21 protein-coding genes are annotated in these 22,810 nt (G+C 57.0%); 3 read left to right on the top strand and 18 right to left on the bottom strand.

Features of this window, described 5'->3' with window-relative positions; translation table 11 throughout:
* Nucleotides 1-9: 9 nt before the first annotated feature.
* The 5 genes from ubiE to udp form a co-directional block, all read right to left on the bottom strand.
* On the bottom strand, nt 10-765 hold the full coding sequence (gene ubiE, locus F8R23_RS22525; protein WP_112349328.1) for a bifunctional demethylmenaquinone methyltransferase/2-methoxy-6-polyprenyl-1,4-benzoquinol methylase UbiE: 756 nt from the start codon (nt 763-765) through the stop codon (nt 10-12).
* A gap of 79 nt (nt 766-844) precedes the next feature.
* On the bottom strand, nt 845-2,392 hold the full coding sequence (gene rmuC, locus F8R23_RS22520; RefSeq protein ID WP_151416043.1) for a DNA recombination protein RmuC: 1,548 nt from the start codon (nt 2,390-2,392) through the stop codon (nt 845-847).
* Between the two features lie 140 nt (nt 2,393-2,532).
* Nucleotides 2,533-3,063 carry a DedA family protein gene (locus tag F8R23_RS22515; protein WP_085116535.1) on the bottom strand — a complete coding sequence of 177 codons (531 nt, stop codon included), beginning with the start codon at nt 3,061-3,063 and terminating at the stop codon, nt 2,533-2,535.
* A gap of 87 nt (nt 3,064-3,150) precedes the next feature.
* On the bottom strand, nt 3,151-3,933 hold the full coding sequence (locus F8R23_RS22510; protein ID WP_099065479.1) for a tyrosine-protein phosphatase: 783 nt from the start codon (nt 3,931-3,933) through the stop codon (nt 3,151-3,153).
* 171 nt (nt 3,934-4,104) lie between these two features.
* The gene (gene udp, locus F8R23_RS22505) at nt 4,105-4,866 is read right to left on the bottom strand and encodes a uridine phosphorylase (protein WP_085116533.1); all 762 of its coding nucleotides are present in this window, start codon (nt 4,864-4,866) and stop codon (nt 4,105-4,107) included.
* A gap of 506 nt (nt 4,867-5,372) precedes the next feature.
* Between udp and F8R23_RS22500 the strand changes: the two genes are divergently transcribed.
* The gene (locus tag F8R23_RS22500; protein ID WP_129936301.1) at nt 5,373-6,209 is read left to right on the top strand and encodes a dienelactone hydrolase family protein; all 837 of its coding nucleotides are present in this window, start codon (nt 5,373-5,375) and stop codon (nt 6,207-6,209) included.
* A 91-nt stretch (nt 6,210-6,300) separates the two neighbouring features.
* On the opposite strand, the gene metE is transcribed toward F8R23_RS22500, so the two are convergent.
* Nucleotides 6,301-8,577, bottom strand: coding sequence for a 5-methyltetrahydropteroyltriglutamate--homocysteine S-methyltransferase (gene metE / locus F8R23_RS22495; RefSeq protein ID WP_151416042.1), 2,277 nt, complete (start codon nt 8,575-8,577; stop codon nt 6,301-6,303).
* Between the two features lie 105 nt (nt 8,578-8,682).
* Between metE and metR the strand changes: the two genes are divergently transcribed.
* Nucleotides 8,683-9,633: an HTH-type transcriptional regulator MetR gene (gene metR, locus F8R23_RS22490; protein WP_099065489.1), complete on the top strand. Its 951-nt coding sequence runs from the start codon at nt 8,683-8,685 to the stop codon at nt 9,631-9,633.
* Between the two features lie 33 nt (nt 9,634-9,666).
* Here the strand turns inward: metR and F8R23_RS22485 are convergent, their stop codons facing one another.
* On the bottom strand, nt 9,667-10,530 hold the full coding sequence (locus tag F8R23_RS22485) for a carboxylate/amino acid/amine transporter (protein ID WP_151416041.1): 864 nt from the start codon (nt 10,528-10,530) through the stop codon (nt 9,667-9,669).
* Between the two features lie 151 nt (nt 10,531-10,681).
* Between F8R23_RS22485 and F8R23_RS22480 the strand changes: the two genes are divergently transcribed.
* A complete protein-coding gene (locus F8R23_RS22480; protein WP_129936298.1) occupies nt 10,682-11,011 on the top strand; it encodes a hypothetical protein in 330 nt (109 codons plus the stop codon).
* Nucleotides 11,012-11,070: 59 nt separating this feature from the next.
* Here F8R23_RS22480 and ugpQ read toward each other — a convergent pair whose 3' ends face one another.
* From ugpQ to F8R23_RS22425, 11 genes are all read right to left on the bottom strand, one after another.
* A complete protein-coding gene (ugpQ, locus tag F8R23_RS22475) occupies nt 11,071-11,817 on the bottom strand; it encodes a glycerophosphodiester phosphodiesterase (protein ID WP_129936297.1) in 747 nt (248 codons plus the stop codon).
* Complete coding sequence (locus tag F8R23_RS22470; protein WP_129936296.1) at nt 11,814-12,890, bottom strand: sn-glycerol-3-phosphate import ATP-binding protein UgpC; 1,077 nt, start codon at nt 12,888-12,890, stop codon at nt 11,814-11,816. Before F8R23_RS22470 ends, ugpQ begins: the two co-directional genes overlap by 4 nt.
* 4 nt (nt 12,891-12,894) lie before the next feature.
* A complete protein-coding gene (gene ugpE / locus F8R23_RS22465) occupies nt 12,895-13,740 on the bottom strand; it encodes a sn-glycerol-3-phosphate ABC transporter permease UgpE (RefSeq protein WP_085116517.1) in 846 nt (281 codons plus the stop codon).
* Nucleotides 13,737-14,624: a sn-glycerol-3-phosphate ABC transporter permease UgpA gene (gene ugpA, locus F8R23_RS22460; protein WP_099065493.1), complete on the bottom strand. Its 888-nt coding sequence runs from the start codon at nt 14,622-14,624 to the stop codon at nt 13,737-13,739. Before ugpA ends, ugpE begins: the two co-directional genes overlap by 4 nt.
* A gap of 113 nt (nt 14,625-14,737) precedes the next feature.
* Entirely contained in the window at nt 14,738-16,057 is a 1,320-nt protein-coding gene (gene ugpB / locus F8R23_RS22455; protein ID WP_129936295.1) for a sn-glycerol-3-phosphate ABC transporter substrate-binding protein UgpB, read from the bottom strand.
* A gap of 315 nt (nt 16,058-16,372) precedes the next feature.
* A complete protein-coding gene (locus F8R23_RS22450) occupies nt 16,373-17,560 on the bottom strand; it encodes an aminotransferase-like domain-containing protein (protein WP_129936294.1) in 1,188 nt (395 codons plus the stop codon).
* A 105-nt stretch (nt 17,561-17,665) separates the two neighbouring features.
* A complete protein-coding gene (livF, locus tag F8R23_RS22445; protein WP_085116513.1) occupies nt 17,666-18,367 on the bottom strand; it encodes a high-affinity branched-chain amino acid ABC transporter ATP-binding protein LivF in 702 nt (233 codons plus the stop codon).
* 3 nt (nt 18,368-18,370) lie between these two features.
* On the bottom strand, nt 18,371-19,138 hold the full coding sequence (livG, locus tag F8R23_RS22440) for a high-affinity branched-chain amino acid ABC transporter ATP-binding protein LivG (RefSeq protein ID WP_099065496.1): 768 nt from the start codon (nt 19,136-19,138) through the stop codon (nt 18,371-18,373).
* Nucleotides 19,135-20,418 (bottom strand): high-affinity branched-chain amino acid ABC transporter permease LivM, encoded by a 1,284-nt coding sequence (locus F8R23_RS22435; RefSeq protein WP_085116511.1) that lies wholly within the window; start codon nt 20,416-20,418, stop codon nt 19,135-19,137. The genes livG and F8R23_RS22435 overlap by 4 nt, the downstream gene beginning before the upstream one ends.
* Nucleotides 20,415-21,341, bottom strand: a complete 927-nt coding sequence (gene livH / locus F8R23_RS22430) for a high-affinity branched-chain amino acid ABC transporter permease LivH (protein WP_012004699.1) — start codon at nt 21,339-21,341, stop codon at nt 20,415-20,417. The genes F8R23_RS22435 and livH overlap by 4 nt, the downstream gene beginning before the upstream one ends.
* Before the next feature lie 242 nt (nt 21,342-21,583).
* Nucleotides 21,584-22,699, bottom strand: coding sequence for a branched-chain amino acid ABC transporter substrate-binding protein (locus tag F8R23_RS22425; RefSeq protein ID WP_099065497.1), 1,116 nt, complete (start codon nt 22,697-22,699; stop codon nt 21,584-21,586).
* Nucleotides 22,700-22,810 lie beyond the last annotated feature (111 nt).

Raw genomic sequence — 22,810 nt, 5'->3', positions numbered from 1 at the left:
ATATCCATATCAGAACTTGAAGCCGCGATGCAGGGCTACAATACCGCCGGTCAGGTTAAAATAGGTCACGTTGTCAAAACCGGCAGTTCCCATCATGCCCTTCAGGGTTTCCTGATCGGGATGCATGCGGATCGACTCAGCCAGATAACGGTAGCTTTCCGGATCCTTCACCACCAGCTCGCCGATTTTCGGCAGCACATGGAAAGAATAAGCGTCATAGGCTTTTCTCAGCGGTGCCAGCAGCGGCTTGGAGAACTCCAGCACCAGCAAACGACCGCCCGGCTTCAGCACGCGGAACATGGAACGCAGCGCTTTGTCTTTGTCGGTGACGTTACGCAGGCCAAATGAAATGGTGATGCAGTCAAAATAGTTATCCGGGAACGGCAGTGCTTCGGCGTTGGCCTGCACGTAGCTAATGTTGCCGATAATGCCACGATCGCGCAGCTTCTCGCGCCCCATCTTCAGCATCGAATCATTAATGTCCGCCAGTACCACCTGCCCCTGCTCACCGACCATGCGGGAGAACTTGGCGGCCAGGTCACCGGTACCCCCGGCCAGATCCAACACCCGCTGCCCACGGCGTACGCCGCTGCAGTCAATGGTAAAACGCTTCCAGACACGGTGGATGCCAAACGACATCAGGTCGTTCATCACGTCATACTTTGCAGCTACCGAATGAAAAACGTCTGCCACCATGGCCTGCTTCTCGTCTCGAGCTACGGTGCGAAAACCAAAGTCAGTGGTTTCCTGCGGTTGATCTGCCATTGTCCTGCCTGCTATTCAGTCAATTTAGTGTGGATGAGTGTACCAGAACCCCACGGAATACCCCACCTCGCAGCGGCGGTCATGCCTGCGATGCGGAGCGGGGCTCCTCTGCGGAGTCGTCGTCCTCCGCCTCCGGCAGCGCGCCAACTTCATCGTCGCCCGCCGCCTCGAATTCATCATCATGCTGCGCACTGGCCTGTTGAGCCAGCAGCGGGTTGATCGGCCTTTTCACCTCAACCCCCAACGCACGGAACCCCTCGGTCTGGCCGATAAGATTACCACGGCCTTCACTCAGTTTGTTCATCGCTTGGCGATAACTCCCCTGAGCCTTATCCAGGCTCTGCCCTAGTGCTGACATATCGTCAACAAACAGCCGCATTTTGTCATACAACCGCGCCGCTCTGTCGGCAATGCGCTGAGCATTCTGACTCTGATGCTCATAGCGCCACAGGTTGGTAATGGTGCGCAGCGCCACCAGCAAGGTGGTCGGGCTGACCAGCATGATATTGTGCTTGAGTGCCTCGCTGATCAGCTCCGGCTCGCGGTCAATGGCCAACAGGAAAGCCGGCTCGACCGGAATAAACATCAACACGTAATCCAGCGAACGCAGGCCTGGCAACTGCTGGTAATCCTTGCGCCCCAGCAGGCGGATATGGCCACGCAGCGAGCCAATATGCTCACTCAGCGCCGCCTCGCGCTCCGCTTCATCTTCGCTGTTGAAGTAACGTTCGTAGGCCACCAGCGACATTTTCGCATCAATGACCACGTCCTTGCCCTGCGGCAGACGAACAATAACGTCGGGTTGCATACGGCTCTGATGGTCCAGCCGTACATTGACCTGGGTTTCGTATTCATGCCCTTCGCGCAGGCCTGAGGCCTCCAGCACCCGGCTTAACACCACCTCACCCCAGTTACCCTGAGTTTTATTGTCCCCTTTCAGGGCCTTGGTGAGGTTAATCGCTTCGCGCGCCATTTGTGCATTGAGCTGCTGCAGATTACGTATTTCGTGGGTCAGCGTATGGCGTTCGCGTGCTTCCTGACCAAAACTGTCCTGCACCTGACGGCGGAAACCGTCCAGTTGCTCGCGCAGCGGCAACAACAGGCGATCCAGACTTTGCTTATTCTGCTCGTCAACCTTGCGCCCGCTGTGTTCAAAAATGCGGTTGGCCAAATTTTCAAACTGGGTGGTGAGACGCTGTTCGCTGTTGATCAGCAGACGCTGCTTCTCTTCTGCCGCCATGCGGGTTTCTTCCAGGCGAATAGTCACCTCCCGCAGCTCGGCCTCTTGCGCGCTGTTAACCTCACGCTGGGCCCGCAGCTCCTGATTCAGCAACTCACATTCGTTACGCCAGTGATCGAGCTGTTGCAGTTTTGCATGCCCGGCCGCCAACTGGCTGTGCAAATTGCGCAGTTCCAAATCACTCTGCCGCATTTGCTGCTCATTACGCTGCAGGATTTCTTGTCGGGCCGCAATTTCCTGCTGCGCCTGTTGCAGTGATTGTTCCAACAGCCGTAGCTCGGTTTCATGCTGTGCATGTGTTTGCTGCACCCGCAGGCTGGCGATTAACCACCCCAGCAGCAGGCCGATTACCACCCCGCCCATACCGTAAACCAAACTGGTATCCACCCTGCCTCCTGTTACACCTGACCGTTCCGGCGTTTTATGCGCCTGTTGCCCGTCACGTTAAGGGGATGCTGTATGGATGTCCAGTCTGTTTTTGCCCCAACAGCGCAAAATTGCGAAACGCTACGCAAGTCAGACCAGAACTAGCCAAACCACTGGCTTAACCACTTGATGCCAAACGCCCCCGGCGCGAGAATGCCGAACGCCCAGATCATCGCCGAAGTGATATTCGCCACCTGAAAATAACGCTGGGGCATGCCGCAAATGCCACCGACCAGCGGTACCACAGCACGCAATGGGCCGAAGAAGCGGCCGATGAAAATACCCAGTACGCCCCAACGTTCAAAGAACGCATGGCCACGCGTCAACAATTGCGGATTACGCGATAACGGCCACATGTGCGCCACACGATCTTGATAGTGGTAGCCAATCCAGTAAGAAAGCCAGTCGCCGAAGAATGCCCCTGCGGCGGCGGCGGCCCAGATCGGCCAAAATGCAATGCCGCTTTCACCAATCAACGCTCCCAGCGCCAGCAAGATCACCGTGGCCGGTAACAACAGCGACAGAAATGCCAGTGATTCACCGAACGCCAGGAAGAAGATAATCGGGATAGCCCAGCCTTCGTGCTGACGCACGGTTTCGCTGACCCAGTGGATAATGTCATTGAGGCTCAATATAGGCTCCTGATGCGGGATTTATGGCCCCAAGAATACGCAATGTCGGCCGGGGCCGGTTAAACCCCGGCTAAACACCTGCGCGGTTTACTCGAGGTAGAATGCCTGCAACGCTTCACGCTGGTGTTGGCCCAGGCCGTACTCAGCCTCCAGCCAGCGATCGGTAGAACCATATTGGTCACGGATGCAGCTCAGTGCGGTCATCAGGAACTCTTCGCGAGCACTGAGCACATAGGCAAACTGCCCCAATGCAGAGGCGTTGAGGCGGATAGACAGTTGATCCAGCATCTGCTCGCGGAAGGTCGCCAGCGTGGTTTCGGTCAGCAGGTAATCTTCTACCACCGTCGCTTCATCAGCCCCCAGCGCAAACAACACCAGCGCCGATCCGACGCCGGTGCGATCCTTACCCACTGCGCAGTGCTGGACGATGGCACCGTTATCGACGTTGCTCAGCAATTGGGCCAACTGTTTGTATGCCGCATTGCCGAAAGGCAGCCGACGGTAAAGCTCCAGCATAAACGCCTGTGCGTCGAAACCGGCCAGTGTATCGCTGGTCAGTTTTTCCAGATTGGCATTCACCTCATTGCTCAAAGGATTGGCCGGAAAATGATGGTAATCGGCACCGCGCCACAGGATGTCTGGCTTGGCCTGAACTTCATCAGGGTCCCGGTAATCCAGCACCGAGCGTACCGGCACACCGGCCAGGAAGGTGCAGTCGTTTTCCGTCAGACGTTCCAGCGAGCCGGAGCGGAACAGCAGGCCACGCTTGATACGGCGGCCGTCGGCGACGCTGTTGCCGCCGAGATCGCGAAAGTTAATGCCGCCATCAAGCGGCGCCAATGAGGGATGAAGCAAGATCTGGGCGGTCATAGACGTCCTCGTGGTTATTGTCTGAAAAAACGCAACCTGAGAGCAGCGGAAAAACCAGGCTCAACGGGTAAAGAGGCGGCCAGAAAGATGGCGCTGATGAGGTTAACCGTAACAGATTACGGCCGAATGGAGAAACGGGCCGCGTCGGCGACCCGTTGAACTGCGGGGTAATTACAGCAGGCGACGCGCCGCATCAACCACGATCTGCACCGCTTTGCTTTCGGTGTTTTTCATGGTTTCTGCGTTCGGGATTTCCTGCTGGGTGCGGTTAACAATCACACCGGCAACCATACCGGCACGCAGGCCCTGGCTGGCGCACATGGTCAACAGCGTGGCAGATTCCATTTCATAGTTCATCACGCCCATCGACTGCCATTCTTCCATCGAGCCTTTGAAGCGGCTGACGACGCGACCGGAGTAGGTATCATAACGCTCCTGGCCCGGATAGAAGGTATCGGAAGACGCGGTCACGCCAATGTGTGTGGTGGCGCCGGCAGCCTTGGCGGCCTCGACCAGTGCCGTAGTACAGGCAAAGTCGGCCACGGCCGGGAATTCCATCGGTGCGAAGTGCAGGCTGGCACCGTCGAGGCGAACCGCTGCGGTAGTGACCAGGACATCACCAACGTTGATGTTCGACTGGATCGCACCGGTGGTGCCGATACGCAGGAAGGTACGGATACCCAATTGCGCCAGTTCTTCAACCGCGATTGAGGTAGACGGACCGCCGATCCCGGTAGAGCAGACGATCACGGCTTTGCCGTCCAGTTCTGCGCGCCAGGAGGTAAATTCACGATGGGAAGCCAGATGCACCGGATTTTCCATCAGCTTGGCAATTTTCTCTACGCGCTGTGGATCGCCTGGAACGATGGCAAGCTGGGCCCCTTGTAAATCTTTTTTAGTGAGGCCGAGATGAAAAACGTCAGATTGGGACATACGAGACTCCTCATAGATCATGTTTATTGGGAGGAACAAAAAAGTACTCTACTGAAAATTGCCACGGAATTTCGTGACAACCATCACTATGAACAAAGAAACAGACTGCAATCTACATAACTTTTGTGATTGAAATCACAAAAACCAAATGAGCAGTCGATATGAACGTCACCGATGCCCAAAGTCTAGTCGACAAAATGCACCACCGTTTTCACCCTACCTCCTGAGTACAAGGCTGGTTCCCTGATGAAACTATTTACCAGATGACAGAAAATAACCTTATTTTATCGGTGACTTAGCCACAATAAAGGGAGCTAACGCACCTTATGGTGCTAATGCGGGTCAACAGGCGTAATAGCATGATAAAAAGACAACAAAAATGCGCTAAAACCAGATAACTATTCGTTTTTTACAGACTTGACTGAAAATGCTCCACCCGGTGCCAATAACCGGTAATCTTTCCTATAGTTAATCTCAGCGCTTTTCTCGATTGCACGGAGACCGCAATGAAAACCGATCAAGTGATGACATTAAAACAGGCCCAGGGGGGATTCACCCCGGCCGTTACACCCTTGGCTGCTTCGACCATTCTCACCGATGAACAAGGCATTCATGCCGGGGAAACCACCATTCCTTCACAGGGTGACAATCTGCCGGCCTATATCGCCAAACCTGCAGATCACAGCGGCCCCTTCCCGGTGGTGCTGGTGGTACAGGAAATTTTTGGCGTACATGAACACATTCAGGATGTCTGTCGTCGCCTGGCAAAGCAGGGTTATCTGGCAATCGCGCCGGAGCTGTATTTCCGCCAGGGGGATGCCAAAGATTACACCGACATCAGCGAGCTGTTCCAAAAGCTGGTGCTCAAGGTGCCAGATCGTCAGGTGCTGGCGGATCTGGATCATGCCGCTCATTGGGCGATGCGCCATGGCGGCGATGCCGGCAAGTTGGCGATTACCGGTTTTTGCTGGGGCGGGCGCATTACCTGGCTGTATGCCGCGCATAACCCGCAGCTGAAAGCCGCTGTTGCCTGGTACGGCAAACTGGGGGGTGAAAAAACGCTGAATTCGCCAAAACATCCTATCGATGTCGCTACGCAACTTTCTGCGCCGGTGCTGGGATTATATGGCGGGCAGGATACCAGTATCCCGCTGGATTCGGTGGAAAGCATGCGTCAGGCGATCCGCGCGGCCAATGCCGAAGCCGAGATCGTGGTCTATCCCGAAGCTGGCCACGCCTTCTATGCCGATTATCGACCAAGCTATGATGCGGAAGCGTCAACAGACGGTTGGCAACGCATGCTGGCATGGTTCGCCCAACATGGCGTGCCGGGCATTAAATAACCCTCACCTCACGGCTGCCTGAACAGGCAGTCGCTTGCGACACAAAAATGGGCGCCGAAGCGCCCAGGATCAACTCACCCAAATAGGGTTATCAGGCCTGCTGCTCGCGCAGGCGCTGCGCTGCCAGCACCATGTTGGCCAGCGACTGACGAGTTTCCGGCCAGCCACGGGTTTTCAGGCCGCAGTCCGGGTTGACCCACAGACGTTCTGCCGGAATGTTCTGCGCAGCCTTACGTAGCAGCGCTTCGATCCATTCCACGCTTGGCACGTTTGGCGAGTGAATGTCATACACGCCCGGGCCAATTTCGTTTGGATATTCAAACTCTTTGAAGGCTTCCAACAGATCCATATCGGAACGTGAGGTTTCGATAGTGATCACGTCGGCATCCAGCGCAGCTATCGAATCCATGATGTCGTTGAACTCGCAGTAACACATGTGGGTGTGGATCTGCGTGTCATCTTGCGCCACGGCGGCATTCAGTTTGAACGCATCCACCGCCCAGTTCAGGTAAGCAGCCCAGTCGGATTGACGCAGCGGCAGGCCTTCACGCAGTGCCGGTTCGTCAATCTGGATGATGCCGATACCGGCTTTTTCCAGATCTTCCACTTCATCACGCAGTGCCAGGGCGATCTGTTTGGCAATCACTTCACGGGTTACGTCTTCACGCGGGAACGACCAGCAAAGAATGGTCACCGGGCCGGTCAACATGCCTTTTACCGGTTTGTCGGTCAGTGACTGAGCATACTTCGCCCACTCAACGGTGATGGCTTCCGGGCGGCTGATATCGCCGATGATCACCGGTGGTTTTACGCAGCGGGAACCGTAGCTCTGTACCCAGCCGTTTTGGGTGAAGACAAAGCCGTCGAGGTTCTCGCCGAAGTATTCCACCATGTCGTTACGCTCGGCTTCGCCATGCACCAATACGTCCAGACCCAGACGCTCTTGTTCTGTGATCGCCTGTTTGATGTGCTCGCTAATACTGGTGCGGTAGTTATTACCGTCCAAACGCCCCTGTTTGAAGTCCAGACGCAGGCCACGGATTTCGGTGGTTTGTGGGAATGAACCGATAGTGGTGGTCGGCCAGGCCGGCAGGTTAAAACGCTCACGCTGTGCCTGGGCACGCTCGGCGTAAGGACTCTGACGTTCGCAGTCCTGGGCAGTAATTGCCGCCAGGCGTTGACCAACCTGCGCATTATGCACGCGGCTGGACTGACGACGGGCACGGATTGGCGCGCTGTAGGCGTCCAGTTCTGCTTGTTTTGCTGCGCCCGGGGCATTCAACGCTGCGCTCAGCAACGCCACTTCGGCACATTTTTGCAGGGCGAAGGCGAACCAGCTTTTCACTTCTTCATCCAGGCGGGTTTCCACGCTCAGATCGATTGGGCTGTGCAGCAGTGAACAAGAAGTCCCGATCCACAGCGGGCGGCTGCCCACTAATGGCTGCAAACGCTCAAACCAGCTGCTCAGATCGGCGCGCCAGACGTTGCGTCCGTTGATCACACCCAATGACAGCAGCCACTCTTTCGGCAGCGCTTTATTCAATACCTCGATATCGTCGTGGCCGCCAACCAGGTCGACGTGCAGCCCCTGCACCGGCAGCTCACGGAGGGTGTCAAGATTGTGGCCAACGCTATCGAAGTAGGTAGTCAGCAGCAGTTTTACCTGGCCCTGCAGTGCGTCATAAGCCGGTTTGAAGGCATTCAGCCACTCCTGCGGCAATTCCAGCACCAGCGCAGGCTCGTCGATCTGCACCCATTCAACGCCACGTTTCGCCAGTTCGGCCAGCACCTGCTGGTAAACCGGCAGGATATCGTTCAGCAGCGACAGGCGGTCAAACGACTCACCCTTCACTTTGCCCAGCCACAGATAAGTGACCGGCCCCAGCAGTACAGGTTTGATTTTGTGACCCAGCGCCAGCGCTTCGTCAACTTCGTCCAGCAATTGGGTCCAGCCCAGTTTGAACTGCTGGCCCTTATGGAATTCAGGCACTATGTAGTGGTAGTTGGTGTTAAACCATTTGGTCATTTCTGCCGCTGCCGCCGGTTCGCCGGTCGGTGCGCGGCCACGGCCCAGACGGAACAACGTGTCCAGATCGATCGAACCATCCGCATTCTGATGACGCGCCGGCACGTTGCCCAGCAACAGGCTGGTGGTCAACACATGATCGTACCAGGCGAAATCGCCGACCGGCACTAAATCCACTCCGGCCTGCTGTTGCTGTTGCCAATGACGAGCGCGCAGCTCGCGGCCAACCGCCAGCAGTTCTTCCTGCGTTGAGTTACCTGCCCAGTAGCTTTCCTGAGCTTTTTTCAGCTCACGTCGTAGCCCAACGCGTGGAAAACCGAGTGTGTGATTTAAAATTGCCATCGTCATATTCCCCATTTAGCCGTCCAGATGTTTACACATCCATAATCCGCAGGTACTGTATTAACCACAAGCGCAATTTATTCACTGTCACTGTGAAGGACTCTCATGATCGAACTGAAACACTTACGGACGCTGCAGGCTCTGCGCAATACCGGCTCGCTGGCGGCCGCGGCAGCCCAACTCCATCAGACGCAGTCTGCTCTGTCGCATCAGTTCAGCGATCTGGAGCAGCGTCTGGGCTTCAAGCTGTTCGTTCGCAAAAGCCAACCGCTGCGCTTTACCGCGCAGGGAGAGATCCTGTTACAGTTGGCGGAGCAGGTGCTGCCACAAATCCAGCAGGCACTGCAGACTTGCCACGAGCCGCATCAAGCCACGTTGCGCATCGCCATTGAGTGCCACAGTTGTATTCAGTGGCTGACACCGGCGCTGGATAACTTCCGCCAGAGCTGGCCGCAGGTGGTGATGGACTTCAAGTCCGGCGTCACCTTTGACCCGCAGCCGGCATTGCAGCAGGGCGAGCTGGATGTGGTGCTGACCTCCGACATTCTACCGCGCAGCGGTCTGCACTATTCACCGATGTTTGATTTTGAAGTGCGGTTGGTGCTGGCGCCGGACCACCCGTTGGCCAGCAAGCTGCACATTGAGCCTGAAGATTTAATCGATGAAACTCTGATGATTTATCCGGTACAGCGCCAGCGGTTGGATATTTGGCGTCATTTCCTGCAACCGGCGGGCATCAGCCCGGCGCTGAAAAACGTCGATAACACCCTGCTGCTGATCCAGATGGTGTCGGCGCGGATGGGGATTGCGGCATTACCGCATTGGGTGGTGGAAAGTTTTGAACGCCAGGGGCTGGTGGTGACCAAAACCCTGGGGGATGGCCTGTGGAGCCGTCTGTATGCCGCGGTACGTGATGGCGAGCAGCGCCAGGCGGTAACCGAAGCCTTTATCCGTTCGGCGCGCCAGCACGCCTGCAATCATCTGCCCTTCGTGCGTGATGCCGACCGCCCAAGCGCCGGTGTTGCCAGCGTCAAACCGCTGGCCTCACAACCCTGATAATCAGGGCTGCCTGCGCTTGGGCGGCCCAGTTTATTTACTGATTATCTTGGGTGCCACCCACCGACGATGGACCCACAGCGAAGCGACAATCACCGCCCCACCGATAATAAAACTTGGCCAGTGCGGCTGTTGCTGCCAGATGGCCAGATTCACCAACAGCCCGGCGGGCACATGCATGTTATTCATGATGCCAAGCGTGCCGGCATCCACCTGCGTTGCACCGTAGTTCCACATGAAATACCCCAGCCCGGAAGCCACTACGCCCAGCCACACCAGAATGCCCCATTGCAGGTTGGTAGTCGGCAACTGCTGAGGATTGCCCCACAGGCACCAGGCCACCACCGCCACCACTAACGCGCCCAGGTAGAACCAGGAGAATGCGGTGTGCTGTGGCAACGGATGCACTTCCATCAGCCGCTTGTAACCGACCATGCCAATGGCGAAGCTGATATTCGCCGCCTGCACCAGCAGCAGCCCCAGCCAGAAATGCTCGCTAAGCTGGTGGTAACGGATGATCGCCGCCCCCAGCACCGCCAGCAGCGCACTGAATACGTAGCTCCAGCGCAGGCGCTGCCCACTGATCAGGTCATAAATCAGCGTGACGTACAGCGGCGTCAGCACGGTAAACAGCAGGAATTCCGGCACCGTCAGGTACATATAAGCACGGAAGCTGAACAGGTACATGATGCCGAGCTGACAGGCCCCCACCAGCATGTACATCAGGATCACTTTCGGTTTGATGTTGCGCCAGCGAAGGAACGGCAGGAACACCAATGCCGCCAGGCCGATACGCATCAGCACCGAGAACCAGCTGTCGACCTGACCCGCCAGATATTCGCCAATCAGGCTGAAAGAGAACGCCCACAGAATGGTAGTAATCACCAGAAGTAGCACGATGGGTTCACCCTAAAAATTCACAAAGGGCGATTGTAACGGAAGGCAGGAAAGGTCGTGACGAAAAGGCGGTTTACATCTGTGCAAAATACAAACTGTCGGCAAAATTTCACCGGTGGGTTAGTCTTAATAGAAAACGGAGGTAAAGATCATGAAGCGTTATCACCTGCTCTACGGCCTGTTACTGCTTTCCGGGTTGGCCACCGCAGCCAACGGCGTCACCGAGCTCAGCTCGCAACAGCAGTTTCTAAACCAACGCAATCAGCAAGCGCAGCAACAGCGCATGCTGAATAACCAGCAGTTGGATCAGCGCCGCCTGCAACAACAGCGGCAGTTCGACAACAATCAGCAGCAACTGCAGCCAAATTCGCCGAACGGCGGGCAACTGCTGCCAAATGGTAACCAACCACGTAACCCGTTCAACCGCACTACGCCTTCGGTGCCGCAGGCTCCGTTGCCGGCTACGCCGATGCGCCCATGAGGATGATCGTAGCCGCTGTCAGCAAGGTAGAGCGAACAGCGGCAAATTTTTAACCCAGGTTAACCATTCGAAAAATCGGGGCCAATCAAATCTATCCGGTCAGTACAAATACAATCAACGCCCCAGTTCAACAACAGGCGCGCACGTGCCGGTTGGTTAACGGTATAAACCAGAATGCGTAAACCCGCCGCTTTCAGCGCCGCCACCCGCTCTTCCGTCAGCTCTTTGTGGTTGATGTGCAACGATACGCAGCCCAGACGTTCGGTCAGCACCGGCCAGTTGTCATCCCACTGATCCAACAGCAGGCCACGTGGCAGCTCCGGCACCGTGCGCTGTGCCGCCTCAAGTGCCTCAACCGAGAATGATGAAAGCAGCGGGTCGGTCTGTCCCTGCCACAGCAGACGCGCCGCCAACGCCACCACCCGGCCAGTTTCGTCATCGCTGCCGGTGGTGGGTTTGATTTCAATGTTCGCCATCATGCCGTGCTGCAGGCAGCGTTCCGCCACCTCGGCCAGCAGCGGCAAACGCTCGCCCTTGTAGGCGGAATTATACCAATTGCCGGCATCCAGTTGCACCAGCTTGTCCCACGGCAACTCACCCGCCACGCCCCAGCCATTGCTGGTGCGATCCAGGGTATCGTCATGCAGCAGAAAGATTTGCCCGTCCTGCGCCAGTTTGGCGTCGAACTCAATCATTTTGTGGCCGTGACGCGCGCCAACGTCGATCGCCGCCAGGGTATTTTCCGGCGCCAGGGAACCGCCGCCACGGTGGGCGACAATGTGTGGATAAGGCCAGGCTGTGGTCATTGTTCCATCCGTAATCCGCTATCGGTATCAAAAAAGTGCAGTGCCTGTGCAGGCAGCTGTAAATATAGCGTGCTGCCCGCCGCCGGCATAGTTTCATGCGACAGCCGCGCAATCACGCCGTGACCGCCCCACAGCCCATGCGCCAGGTTATCCGCGCCCAACAGTTCCAGCGTTTGCAGCACCAGCGGCACGCCGCCCTGTTGCTCGGTAGTCAGTTGAATATGCTCCGGGCGGATGCCGAGCGTCAACGGCCGGCCGGCCCACTGCGCTTTCGCCTGCGGCAAATTCAGCGTCATGCCGTCCGCCAGCAACAATTGGCTGCCGTCGGCACTCAGGGTGCCAGGCAACAGATTCATCGCCGGTGAGCCAATAAAGCTGGCAACAAACAGCGATGCCGGGCGCTGGTAGACCTCGCTTGGGGTACCAATCTGCTCTGCCACGCCCTTGTTCATCACAATCACCCGCTGCGCCAGCGTCATCGCCTCCACCTGATCGTGCGTGACATACAGGCTGGTGGTTTTCAGTCGACGGTGCAGTTGCTGTAATTCCAGACGCATCTGCACACGCAGCTTGGCATCCAGGTTCGACAAGGGTTCATCAAACAGGAACACCGCCGGTTCACGCACGATAGCGCGCCCCATTGCCACCCTCTGGCGCTGCCCGCCGGAAAGCTCACGCGGCTTGCGCTGCAACAGCGGTTCCAGTTCTAAAATGCGCGCGGCTTCTTCAACCCGCTGTTGGATATGCTGTTTGCCAAAGCCGCGAATTTTCAGGCCATAGGCCATGTTGTCGTACACGCTCATGTGCGGATACAGCGCATAGTTCTGGAACACCATCGCGATGCCGCGATCTTTCGGCTCCATATCAGTCACGCGTTGGCCATCGATATAAATATCGCCACTGGTGGTACGTTCCAGCCCGGCGACCATGCGCAGCAGCGTCGATTTGCCGCAACCAGACGGGCCGACCATCACGATAAACTCACCGTCCGCCACATCGAGATCGATCTGCTTAATCACCGGCGTTTTACCGTCGTAAGACTTGGTGACTGCCTGTAATTTTAAACCTGCCATTTCGTTACTTCTCGCTATCAACCAGGCCGCGTACAAACCAGCGCTGCATCAGAAGAACCACCGCCAGCGGTGGGATTAAAGTCAGAATCATCGCTGCCATTACCTGATTCCACTGGGTCGGCGCGCCGGAGGTGGAGATCATGCTTTTGATCCCCGCCACCGCGGTGCCCATTGAGGCGTCGCTGGTGATCAGGATCGGCCACAGGTACTGGTTCCAGCCGTAGATAAAGGTGATGACAAACAGCGCCGCCAGGTTGGTTTTCGACAGCGGCAGCACAATGTCCCAGAAGAAACGCATCGGCCCCGCGCCATCAATACGCGCGGCTTCCAGCAGTTCGTCCGGCAAGGTCATAAAGAACTGACGCAACAGGAAGGTGGCGGTGGCAGAAGCCATCAGCGGCAACGTCAGGCCGGTGTAACTGTCCAGCAGGTTGAGGTTGGAGATCACCTCCACCGTCGGGAAGATACGCACTTCCACCGGCAGCATCAGGGTGAGGAAAATCAGCCAGAAAAACAGGCTGCGCAGCGGGAAACGGAAGTAAACAATGGCGTAGGCCGACAGCACCGACACCAGGATTTTGCCAAAGGTGATCGCCAGCGCCATGATCACGCTGTTCAACAGCAGCAGCGAAAACGGCACCTTGAGATTACCCACGCCACCCTGCCAGATATTGCTGATGTTTTCCCACAGGTGGCCGCCCGGGATCAGGGTCATCGGCACCTGGAACACCTGTTTGTCGTCCAGTGTGGCGGCGACAAAGGCCACGTACAGCGGGAACAGCACCACCAGCACACCGATAATCAGCATTACGTGGCTGAAGATATCAAGCCCGCGTCGGTTCTCAATCATTGGTAACGCACCTTACGTTCGACAAAACGGAACTGGATCACCGTCAGGCCAATCACCAACAGCATCAGGATCACCGACTGCGCCGCAGAGCTGGACAAGTCCAGACCGGCAAAGCCTTCGCGGTAGATCTTGTAGATCAGCGTGGTCGTGGACTGCACCGGCCCGCCGCCGGTCGCGGCATCGATCACCGGGAAGGTGTCGAAGAAGGCGTACACCAGATTCACCACCAGCAGGAAGAAGCTCACCGGCGTGATCAACGGCAACACCAGATTGAAGAAACGCCGCACCGGCCCGGCACCGTCGATGGCCGCCGCTTCCACCAGCGAGCGCGGAATGGACTGTAATGCCGCCAGGAAAAACAGGAAGTTATAGCTGATTTGTTGCCATACCGAAGCCAGCACCACCAGGAACATCGCCTGCCCACTGTTCTGCGCGTGGTTCCAGTTGTAGCCCAAGCCGCTGAGGAAATGGGTAATCAACCCCAGACCGGGGTTAAACAGGAAAATCCACAGCACCGCCGCCACCGCGGGCGCCACGGCGTAAGGCAGGATCATCAGCGTCTGGTAGATCCGGCTGCCGCGCAGCACGTAATCCACTAACGCAGCGAAGAACAACGACACAACCAGCCCGATACCCGCCACCAGGAAACTGAAAATCAGCGTGGTGTAAAACGAATCGAGGTAGTAAGGGTCCTGGAACAGTTGGGTAAAGTTATCCAGCCCGACAAACTGGCTGGACAGGCCGAAGGGATCGAGGCTCTGCACCGAATACCACAGTGCCTCGCCGGCGGGCCACAGGAAGAAGATTGCGGTGATCAACAGTTGCGGCAGCACCAATACGTAGGGCAACCAGCTACAGCCGAAACCGGGACGGGAAGATGACATAGGGGTTAACCGTTAATATGGGGGAAGGGCTGACTGAGCCCCTCACCCCGGCCCTCTCCCAGGGGAGAGGGGGTGGATCGGTGTCGTTCGCCGGAACGGAGTCCCGGTTGACGCTACTTGGTCTGGGACTCGAAGCGACGCAGCAACACGTCACCACGCTGTACGGCAGCGTCCAGTGCCTGCTGTGGCGTTTTCTTGCCGGTCCACACACCTTCCAACTCTTCATCCACCACGGTACGGATCTGCGGCATATTGCCCAGGCGCAACCCCTTGGTGAACGGCAATGGCGGCTTGTTCAGCATTTGACGCGTCGCCACGTCCGCCCCTGGGTTCTTGTCGTAGAAGCCCTGTTGCTTGGTCAGATCGTAAGCGGCGGTGGTGATCGGCAGATAGCCGGTCTTCTGGTGCCATTCGGCGGCAATTTCCGGCTGTGCCAGATACTGCAGGAACTCGGCTACGCCTTTGTAGGTGGCGGCATCTTTGCCGTTCATCACCCACAGGCTGGCACCACCGATAATGGCGTTCTGCGGTGCATTTTTGGCATCGGCATCGTACGGCATCATGCCCACGCCGTAGTTGAACTTGGCGTAATGCTTGATATCCGCCAGAGAGCCGGATGACGCAGTAGTAATGGCGCAATCACCGCTATAGAACTTCTCGGTGGATTCGTCTTTACGGCCGAAATAGGTGAAATCACCCTTCTTGTTCATCTCTTCCAGCAGTTGGATGTGCTTGACCTGCAGCGGCTTGTTGAATTCCAGCTTGGCGCTGGCTCCCCCGAAACCGTTGTTCTCCGTGGCGAACGGCACCCCATGCCAGGCGCTGAAGTTCTCGAGTTGGATCCAGCCCTGCCAGCCGCTGGCGTAGCCACACTTCATACCGGCTGCACGCAGTTTGGCGGTGTCCGCCGCCAGTTCCTGCCAGGTTTTTGGCGGCTGGTCCGGGTTCAAGCCGGCTTTTTTGAAGGCGTCTTTGTTGTAATACAGCACCGGGGTAGAGCTGTTGAACGGCTGAGACAGCAGGTGGCCGCTCTTGTTGTCGGTGTAGTAACCGGACACCGTCGGCACGAACACCGACTCGTCAAAGTTGATACCGGCGTCTTTAAACACCTCATACACCGGCTTGATTGCCTTGCTGGCCATCATGGTTGCCGTGCCCACCTCGTACACCTGCAGGATCGCCGGTGCTTTACCGGAGCGGTAGGCTGCAATGCCCGCCGCCAGGCTCTGTTCGTAGTTACCTTTATAAACCGGGACAATTTTGACGTCGGTGTGCGACTGGTTAAAGCGCTCCGCCAGGGAATCCACTTCTTTACCCAATTCACCCTCCATCGAATGCCAGAACGGGATCTCGGTCGCCGCCAGTGCCTGAGTGCTGACCGCCAGGGTCAACGCGACGCACAGCGTAGTTTTGCGAATAGCGTAGGTGAGCATGCCTAACTCCTGAAAAAAGCTGGTGTAATAAGCGCGTGAGCGAAAAGAATCAATTCTTGTTCGGAAGCGTTCCCCTATAGCTTTCAAGTCGCAGCCAGGCGGCAACCTGATGGATCCCTCGGAGCTTAGTTAACTAAGTGACAGGGAAACATCAGGGCAGGCAACAACGCTGCGGCTTGAAAGATGACGGGGATAACATGCCATGCTCGGATGACAGAAATATAACCGTTAGATGACAGCCATATGACGGGAGAGTGAAGTGCAGATTGCGGTTTGATGTCGGCGGTGGGGAAAAGTGCCCCGCCGCCGTGGGGATTACAGTGAACGACGCAGGCGGGCAACGGCTTCTTGCATCTGCTGTTCAGTGGCGGTAGCGAACGACAGGCGGAAGGTCGAGCGATCCGGATTGTCAGAGAAGAAGTATTCCCCCGGCACGAAGACCACGCCCTGCTGCAGAGTGGTTTTCAGCCATTCTGTGGCGTTAAACGGCTGACGGAAACGCGCCCACAGGAACATACCGCCCTTCGGCATATCAAAGCTGATGTGGTCGCCCAGCTCTTGCTCCACCAATCCGGCCAGGATCTCACCTTTTTGCTTGTAGGCTGCGCGGATCTTTTCGATCTGCGTCGGCAGGCGATCCAGCCCCAGGTAACATTCTACGATGCTCTGCGACAGCGCGCTGGCGTGCAGATCCGCCGCCTGCTTGATGATCGCCACTTTATGCAGCAGGAACGGCGGCAGAATTGCCCAGCCCAGGCGCAGGCCCGGTGCCAGGATCTTGGAGAAGGTCGAGGTGTAGATAATGTTATCGGTATGACCCAGCACCTGCTGGGAAATCTGGTGCAGCGTGGCGTTACGCTCTTCGGTAAAGCGCAGTTCGCCGTACGGGTCATCTTCGATGATCAGGAAATTGTGCTCTGCGGCCAGCTTCACCAACAGCTCGCGACGGGCTGTACTCAGGGTGATACCGCTCGGGTTGCCAAAGTTCGGCACCACATACACGCCCTTGATACGCTGGGTTTTCAGCAGCTCGGCCAGCTCTTCGACCACCATGCCATCGCTGTCGGACGACACCGACATGATGTTGGCTTCCGCCAGCTCCAGCGTCTGTAACGCCGCCAGATAGGTCGGACGCTCCACCACAAACACGTCGCCCGGGTTGACGATGGCACGCATCACCAGGTCCAGCGCCTGCTGAGATCCTGCCGTGACCATCACTTCTTCGGCAGTGGCAGAAACACCACGCTGGGCGCACAGTTCGCAGATGCGCTCACGCAGTACCGGGCTGCCTTCGGTCAGACCATACTGGAAGGCACTTTTCGGTTGCTCGGTGATCGCCTGATGAGTGGCGATGCTCAAACCTTCGAAATCAAACAGGGCATCAGAGGGGATGCCGCCCGCCAGCGAAATGACGTTTTCCATCTTACTGTGCTTGAGCAATTCACGGATTGCCGAGCTTTTTACTTTTACGATGCGCTGCGCGAGTAACCCTTCTGTGTTCATTTCTTCTTCTTCTCGTAATCGTTAAAAACTTTGTAGGGGCGCTGTACACTGCGCCCGAGTCACTCGGGGCGAATATATTCGCCCCCTACCGCTTAGACGGGTATTTCAGCCGCCCAGATACGCCGACCGTACTGCTTCGTTTGCTAACAATGCGGCTCCCGTATCTTCCAACACCACGCGGCCGTTTTCCAGTACATAACCACGATCTGCCAGTTTCAGTGCCTGATTGGCGTTTTGCTCCACCAGGAAGATGGTCATTCCTTCTTCGCGCAGTTGCTGAATGATGTCAAAAATCTGCTGAATAATAATCGGTGCCAACCCCAGGGAGGGTTCGTCGAGCAACAGTAACTTCGGCTGGCTCATCAGCGCACGACCGATCGCCAACATCTGTTGCTCACCGCCGGACATGGTGCCGGAGCGCTGAGCACGGCGTTCCAGCAGGCGTGGAAACAGCTCGAACACCCGCTCGATGCGTTGCTGATACTGCTGACGGTCGGCAAAAAAACCGCCCATCGCCAGATTCTCTTCCACCGTCATGCGCGAAAACACCCGCCGTCCTTCCGGCACAATAGCCACCGCCTCACGCATGATGCGCGAGGTCTGCCACTGGGTGATGTCCTGATCGAGGAAGGTGATGCTGCCTTCGCTGGCGCGAGGTTCCCCGCACAGCGTGCCGAGCAGCGTGGTTTTACCGGCGCCGTTAGCGCCGATCAGCGTAACTATCTCGCCCTGCTTAATGTTCAGGCTGACCTGATGCAGCGCCTGGATTTTGCCGTAATGGGCGGATACCTGATTAAATGACAACATAAATTATTCGCCCAGATAAGCCCGGATCACGTCCGGGTTGTTACGGATTTCTGCCGGGGTGCCCTGCGCCAGCGGCGTGCCCTGGTTCACCACGTAGATGCGGTCGGAAATGCCCATCACCAGCTTCATATCGTGTTCAATCAACAGTACCGACACCTTATGCTGATTACGCAGTTCGACAATCAGGTGGTCCAGTTCGTCGGTTTCCTTCGGGTTCAGCCCCGCCGCCGGCTCGTCCAGCATCAGCAGTTCCGGCCGGGTGACCATGCAGCGTGCAATCTCCAGCCGCCGCTGTTGCCCGTAAGCCAGGTTACCCGCCGAGCGGTTAGCCATCTCCAGCAGGCCAACCCGCTGCAACCACACCGCAGCACGATCCAGCGCATCGGCTTCGGCGCGACGGAAAGCCGGCGTTTTTAGCAGGCCGGCGAAGACGCCGCTTTTCAGATGCTGATGCTGCGCGACCAACAGGTTTTCGATCACCGTCATTTCACGAAACAGCCGCACGTGTTGGAAAGTCCGCACCACACCCATGCGAGCAATCGTCTGGCCGGGCAACCCTTCCAGGTGACGTTCGCGCAGTTTGATGGTGCCGCCAGTCGGGCGGTAGAAGCCGGTCAGGCAGTTAAACACCGTGGTTTTTCCGGCACCGTTCGGGCCAATCAGCGAAACAATTTCGCCTTCATTCAGCTCCAGCGCCACATTATTGACCGCCAGCAGGCCGCCGAAACGCATCGACAACCCTTCGACCTTCAGCAAAGGTTGCACACTCATGCCTGCTCTCCTTTGCCCGCGTGGATATCTGCCGCTTTCAGTTTGAGCTGTGGCCGTTTCATCGGCAGCAGCCCTTGCGGCCGCCAAATCATCATCAGCACCATCAGGGCACCCAGCAACAACATGCTGTATTCGTTCAGATCACGCATCAGTTCGCGCGACACCACCAGCAGAATCGCCGCCAGGATCACCGCAAACTGCGACCCCATGCCACCCAATACCACAATCGCCAACACGAAGGCCGACTCGACGAAGGTAAAGGATTCCGGGCTGACAAAGCCCTGACGCGCAGCAAACAGCGTGCCGGCAAACCCGGCGAAGGCGGCGCTGATGGTGAAGGCGGTCAGTTTGATTTTGGTCGGGTTAAGGCCCAGTGAACGGCAGGCGATTTCATCTTCGCGCAGCGCTTCCCAGGCACGGCCCAGCGGCATGCGCAGCAGACGGTTAATCACAAACAACGTCAGAACCACCAACAGCAGTGCCACCAGATACAAAAACACGATGCGATCGCTCGGATCGTATTTCAGACCAAAGAAGTTATGGAAGGTGTCCCAGCCGCCGTCACGCAGGCTGCGGTTGAACTCCAGCCCAAAGAAGGTCGGTTTAGGGATCTGGCTGATGCCGTTCGGTCCGCCGGTGATCTCGGTATTGTTCAGCAACAGGATGCGCACGATCTCACCGAAGCCCAACGTCACAATCGCCAGGTAATCGCCGCGCAGTCTCAGCACCGGGAAACCGAGCAGAAAACCAAAGATGGCGGTCACTATGCCCGCCAACGGCAGGCTTTCCCAGAAGCCGAGGCCGTAATAGTGGTTCAGCAGCGCGTAGGTGTAAGCGCCAATGGCGTAAAAACCGCCGTAACCCAGCACCAGCAGACCGGACAGCCCCACAACCACGTTCAGGCCCAGACCCAGCATCACGTAGATCAACGTCAGGGTGGCGATATCCACAGTGCCACGCGACACCAGGAACGGCCAGGCAACGGCGGCAACAATGATCGCCGCGGCCAGCAGCTTCTGACGCGCGGTGGTGCCATCAAAGCTCGGTAAGACGAATGAAGGGCCGGAGATTTTTTTCAGCCCCTGCTGCATCAGCGGCCGCAGTAACTGGAAAAAGAACACGATGACGCAGCCAATGCCGATCCACATCCAGCGGACTTCCGCCGCGCCATGCACCACCAGTTTGGTACCGTCGAGACTCAGTTGCATCCCCATCAGGAATGAGGCCATCACAAACAGCACCAGGGTGGCGATCAACGCATTGAGCAGATTGAGTTTCATACCTTCTCAACCTCCGGGCGTCCAAGGATGCCGGTTGGCATGATCAACAACACCACGATCAGCAGCGCGAACGACACCACGTCTTTATATTCGGTGCTCAGGTAGGCTGAGGTCAGCGCTTCCGCCACGCCCAGTACCAGGCCGCCAATCATCGCGCCGGGAATGCTGCCGATGCCGCCCAGCACGGCCGCGGTAAAGGCTTTCATACCGGCCATAAAGCCGATGTACGGGTTGATCACCCCGTAGAACTGGCCCAACAGCACGCCGGCCACCGCCGCCATCACCGCGCCAATCACGAAGGTCAGCGAGATTACCCGATCGGTATTGATACCCAGCAGGCTGGCCATCTTCAAATCTTCCGCGCAGGCACGGCAAGCGCGGCCCATGCGCGAATAACGAATAAATATCGTCAGCGCCAGCATCGCCAGGAAGGTGACGACCCAGATAATCAACTGCATGGTGGTGATGGTGGCGGCAAAGCCGTTGCTTTCACCCAACACCCACTGGCCGGTGACCAGGCTTGGCAGCGCCAGATCGCGCGAGCCCTGCGTCAGGCTGACGTAGTTTTGCAGGAATATCGACATCCCGATGGCGGAGATCAGCGCGATCAGACGTTTGGAGTTGCGCACCGGCTTGTAGGCCACCCGCTCAATACTCCAGCCGTAGGCGCTGGCAATGACGATCGACACCAGGAAACCGGCGCCAATCAGCAGCCAACTAACGTCGATACCCACCATCATCAGGGCGGCGATAACAATAAAGGAGACATAGCTGCCGATCATATACACCTCGCCGTGGGCGAAGTTGATCATGCCGATGATGCCGTAGACCATGGTGTAACCGATGGCGATCAATGCATAGGTGCTGCCCAACGTGACGCCGTTGAACATCTGCTGCAGAAAATAGAGAACCTGCTCTGACATACTCTAACCCTTGGCTACATAGCTATAACTGCTTGGAATAAACATCAGTAACAATGCTTATTGCCAATGAATTTCACGTTGCAATCAACAACGCTGCAACGTGAAAGACAAAGGGTATACCCTAAATAATTGGAGTTGTATCAAGGCGGCAAGGCCGTAAACCCCCAGGAGCTTAGCCAGCTAAGTGACTGGGGTGCGCGGATGCAGCCAACACAGATACAGCTTCAAGTATAACGGGTATATTATTTAATCGGTGTTGATGTGCCGTCTGCATGCCACTCGAACACGCCGAACTCGAAGCCTTTCAGATCGCCCTTGTCATCCCAGCTCAGCGGCCCCATCACGGTGTCCACCGGCTTGCCGGTTTTCAGATCCTTGACGATGTCGGCCGGCTCCTGGCTGCCGCTGCGCTCCATCCCGGTGGTCAGAGATTGCAGTGCGGCGTAAGTCGTCCAGACGAACGGACCGGTCGGATCCAGTTTCTTGGCTTTCAGCGCATCCACTACAGGTTTGTTGGCCGGAACCTGATCGTAGCGTTTCGGCAAGGTCACCAGCATGCCTTCAGAAGCGGCACCGGCGATATTAGACAGTGAGGAGTTGCCCACGCCCTCTGGCCCCATAAAGCGGGTGGTCAGGCCGGCCTGTTTGGCCTGGCGCAAGATCTGACCCATTTCCGGGTAGTAACCGCCGAAGTAAACAAAATCGACGTTCTCTTTCTTCAGACGCGCCACCAGAGTGGAGAAATCTTTATCGCCGGCGGTGATGCCTTCAAACATCACCACGTCGGTACCCTGTTTTTTCAGGCTGTCACGCACCGAGCGCGCCAGACCTTCGCCGTACTGTTGTTTATCGTGGATCACCGCAATGCGCTTGGGTTTGATCTCACTGAGAATGTACTTGGCCGCCGTCGGGCCCTGATCGGAGTCCAGGCCGGTGGTGCGCATGATCATCTTGTAACCGCGGGTGGTCAGATCGGCGTTGGTGGCCGCCGGGGTAATCATGATCACACCTTCATCTTCATAAATATCGGAAGCCGGCTGCGTCGAGGAAGAGCACAGGTGGCCAATCACATAACGGATACCGTCGTTGATCACCTTGTTGGCCACCGCTACCGCCTGTTTCGGGTCACAGGCGTCATCGTATTCCACGGCGACCAGCTTATCGCCCTTGATACCACCCTTGGCATTGATGTCGGCAATCGCCTGACGGGCACCGGTGAACTCCATGTCACCATACTGTGCGACCGGCCCTGACATCGCCCCGACGATCGCAACCTTAATGTCTTTGGCCATTGCCGCATGCCCGATAGCCATCGCGATACAACCTGCCAACAGCGCCTTACCTTTTGTTAATTTCATCCGCAAATCCCCATCTGTCGTTGTGAACGTACCTGTTGTGTTTGCCTGCACCTGACCCTTATTTACTGCTTTTATTCATAAGTAATAATGATTTAGGTGTTTTCATGGCAA

The sequence above is a fragment of the Serratia proteamaculans genome (genome assembly GCF_008830365.1).
Classification (GTDB): Bacteria; Pseudomonadota; Gammaproteobacteria; order Enterobacterales; family Enterobacteriaceae; genus Serratia; species Serratia proteamaculans.
This window is presented reverse-complemented; position numbering and strand designations above follow the sequence as displayed.

Excerpts from the sequence above, each read along its gene's own strand:
- ubiE (WP_112349328.1), bottom strand. The coding sequence starts at position 765 with ATGGCAGATCAACCGCAGGAAACCACTGACTTTGGTTTTCGCACCGTA.
- F8R23_RS22510 (WP_099065479.1), bottom strand. The coding sequence starts at position 3,933 with ATGACCGCCCAGATCTTGCTTCATCCCTCATTGGCGCCGCTTGATGGC.
- udp (WP_085116533.1), bottom strand. The coding sequence starts at position 4,866 with ATGTCCCAATCTGACGTTTTTCATCTCGGCCTCACTAAAAAAGATTTA.
- F8R23_RS22500 (WP_129936301.1), top strand. The coding sequence starts at position 5,373 with ATGAAAACCGATCAAGTGATGACATTAAAACAGGCCCAGGGGGGATTC.
- metE (WP_151416042.1), bottom strand. The coding sequence starts at position 8,577 with ATGGCAATTTTAAATCACACACTCGGTTTTCCACGCGTTGGGCTACGA.
- metR (WP_099065489.1), top strand. The coding sequence starts at position 8,683 with ATGATCGAACTGAAACACTTACGGACGCTGCAGGCTCTGCGCAATACC.
- F8R23_RS22480 (WP_129936298.1), top strand. The coding sequence starts at position 10,682 with ATGAAGCGTTATCACCTGCTCTACGGCCTGTTACTGCTTTCCGGGTTG.
- ugpQ (WP_129936297.1), bottom strand. The coding sequence starts at position 11,817 with ATGACCACAGCCTGGCCTTATCCACACATTGTCGCCCACCGTGGCGGC.
- F8R23_RS22470 (WP_129936296.1), bottom strand. The coding sequence starts at position 12,890 with ATGGCAGGTTTAAAATTACAGGCAGTCACCAAGTCTTACGACGGTAAA.
- ugpE (WP_085116517.1), bottom strand. The coding sequence starts at position 13,740 with ATGATTGAGAACCGACGCGGGCTTGATATCTTCAGCCACGTAATGCTG.
- ugpA (WP_099065493.1), bottom strand. The coding sequence starts at position 14,624 with ATGTCATCTTCCCGTCCCGGTTTCGGCTGTAGCTGGTTGCCCTACGTA.
- ugpB (WP_129936295.1), bottom strand. The coding sequence starts at position 16,057 with ATGCTCACCTACGCTATTCGCAAAACTACGCTGTGCGTCGCGTTGACC.
- F8R23_RS22450 (WP_129936294.1), bottom strand. The coding sequence starts at position 17,560 with ATGAACACAGAAGGGTTACTCGCGCAGCGCATCGTAAAAGTAAAAAGC.
- livF (WP_085116513.1), bottom strand. The coding sequence starts at position 18,367 with ATGTTGTCATTTAATCAGGTATCCGCCCATTACGGCAAAATCCAGGCG.
- livG (WP_099065496.1), bottom strand. The coding sequence starts at position 19,138 with ATGAGTGTGCAACCTTTGCTGAAGGTCGAAGGGTTGTCGATGCGTTTC.
- F8R23_RS22435 (WP_085116511.1), bottom strand. The coding sequence starts at position 20,418 with ATGAAACTCAATCTGCTCAATGCGTTGATCGCCACCCTGGTGCTGTTT.
- livH (WP_012004699.1), bottom strand. The coding sequence starts at position 21,341 with ATGTCAGAGCAGGTTCTCTATTTTCTGCAGCAGATGTTCAACGGCGTC.
- F8R23_RS22425 (WP_099065497.1), bottom strand. The coding sequence starts at position 22,699 with ATGAAATTAACAAAAGGTAAGGCGCTGTTGGCAGGTTGTATCGCGATG.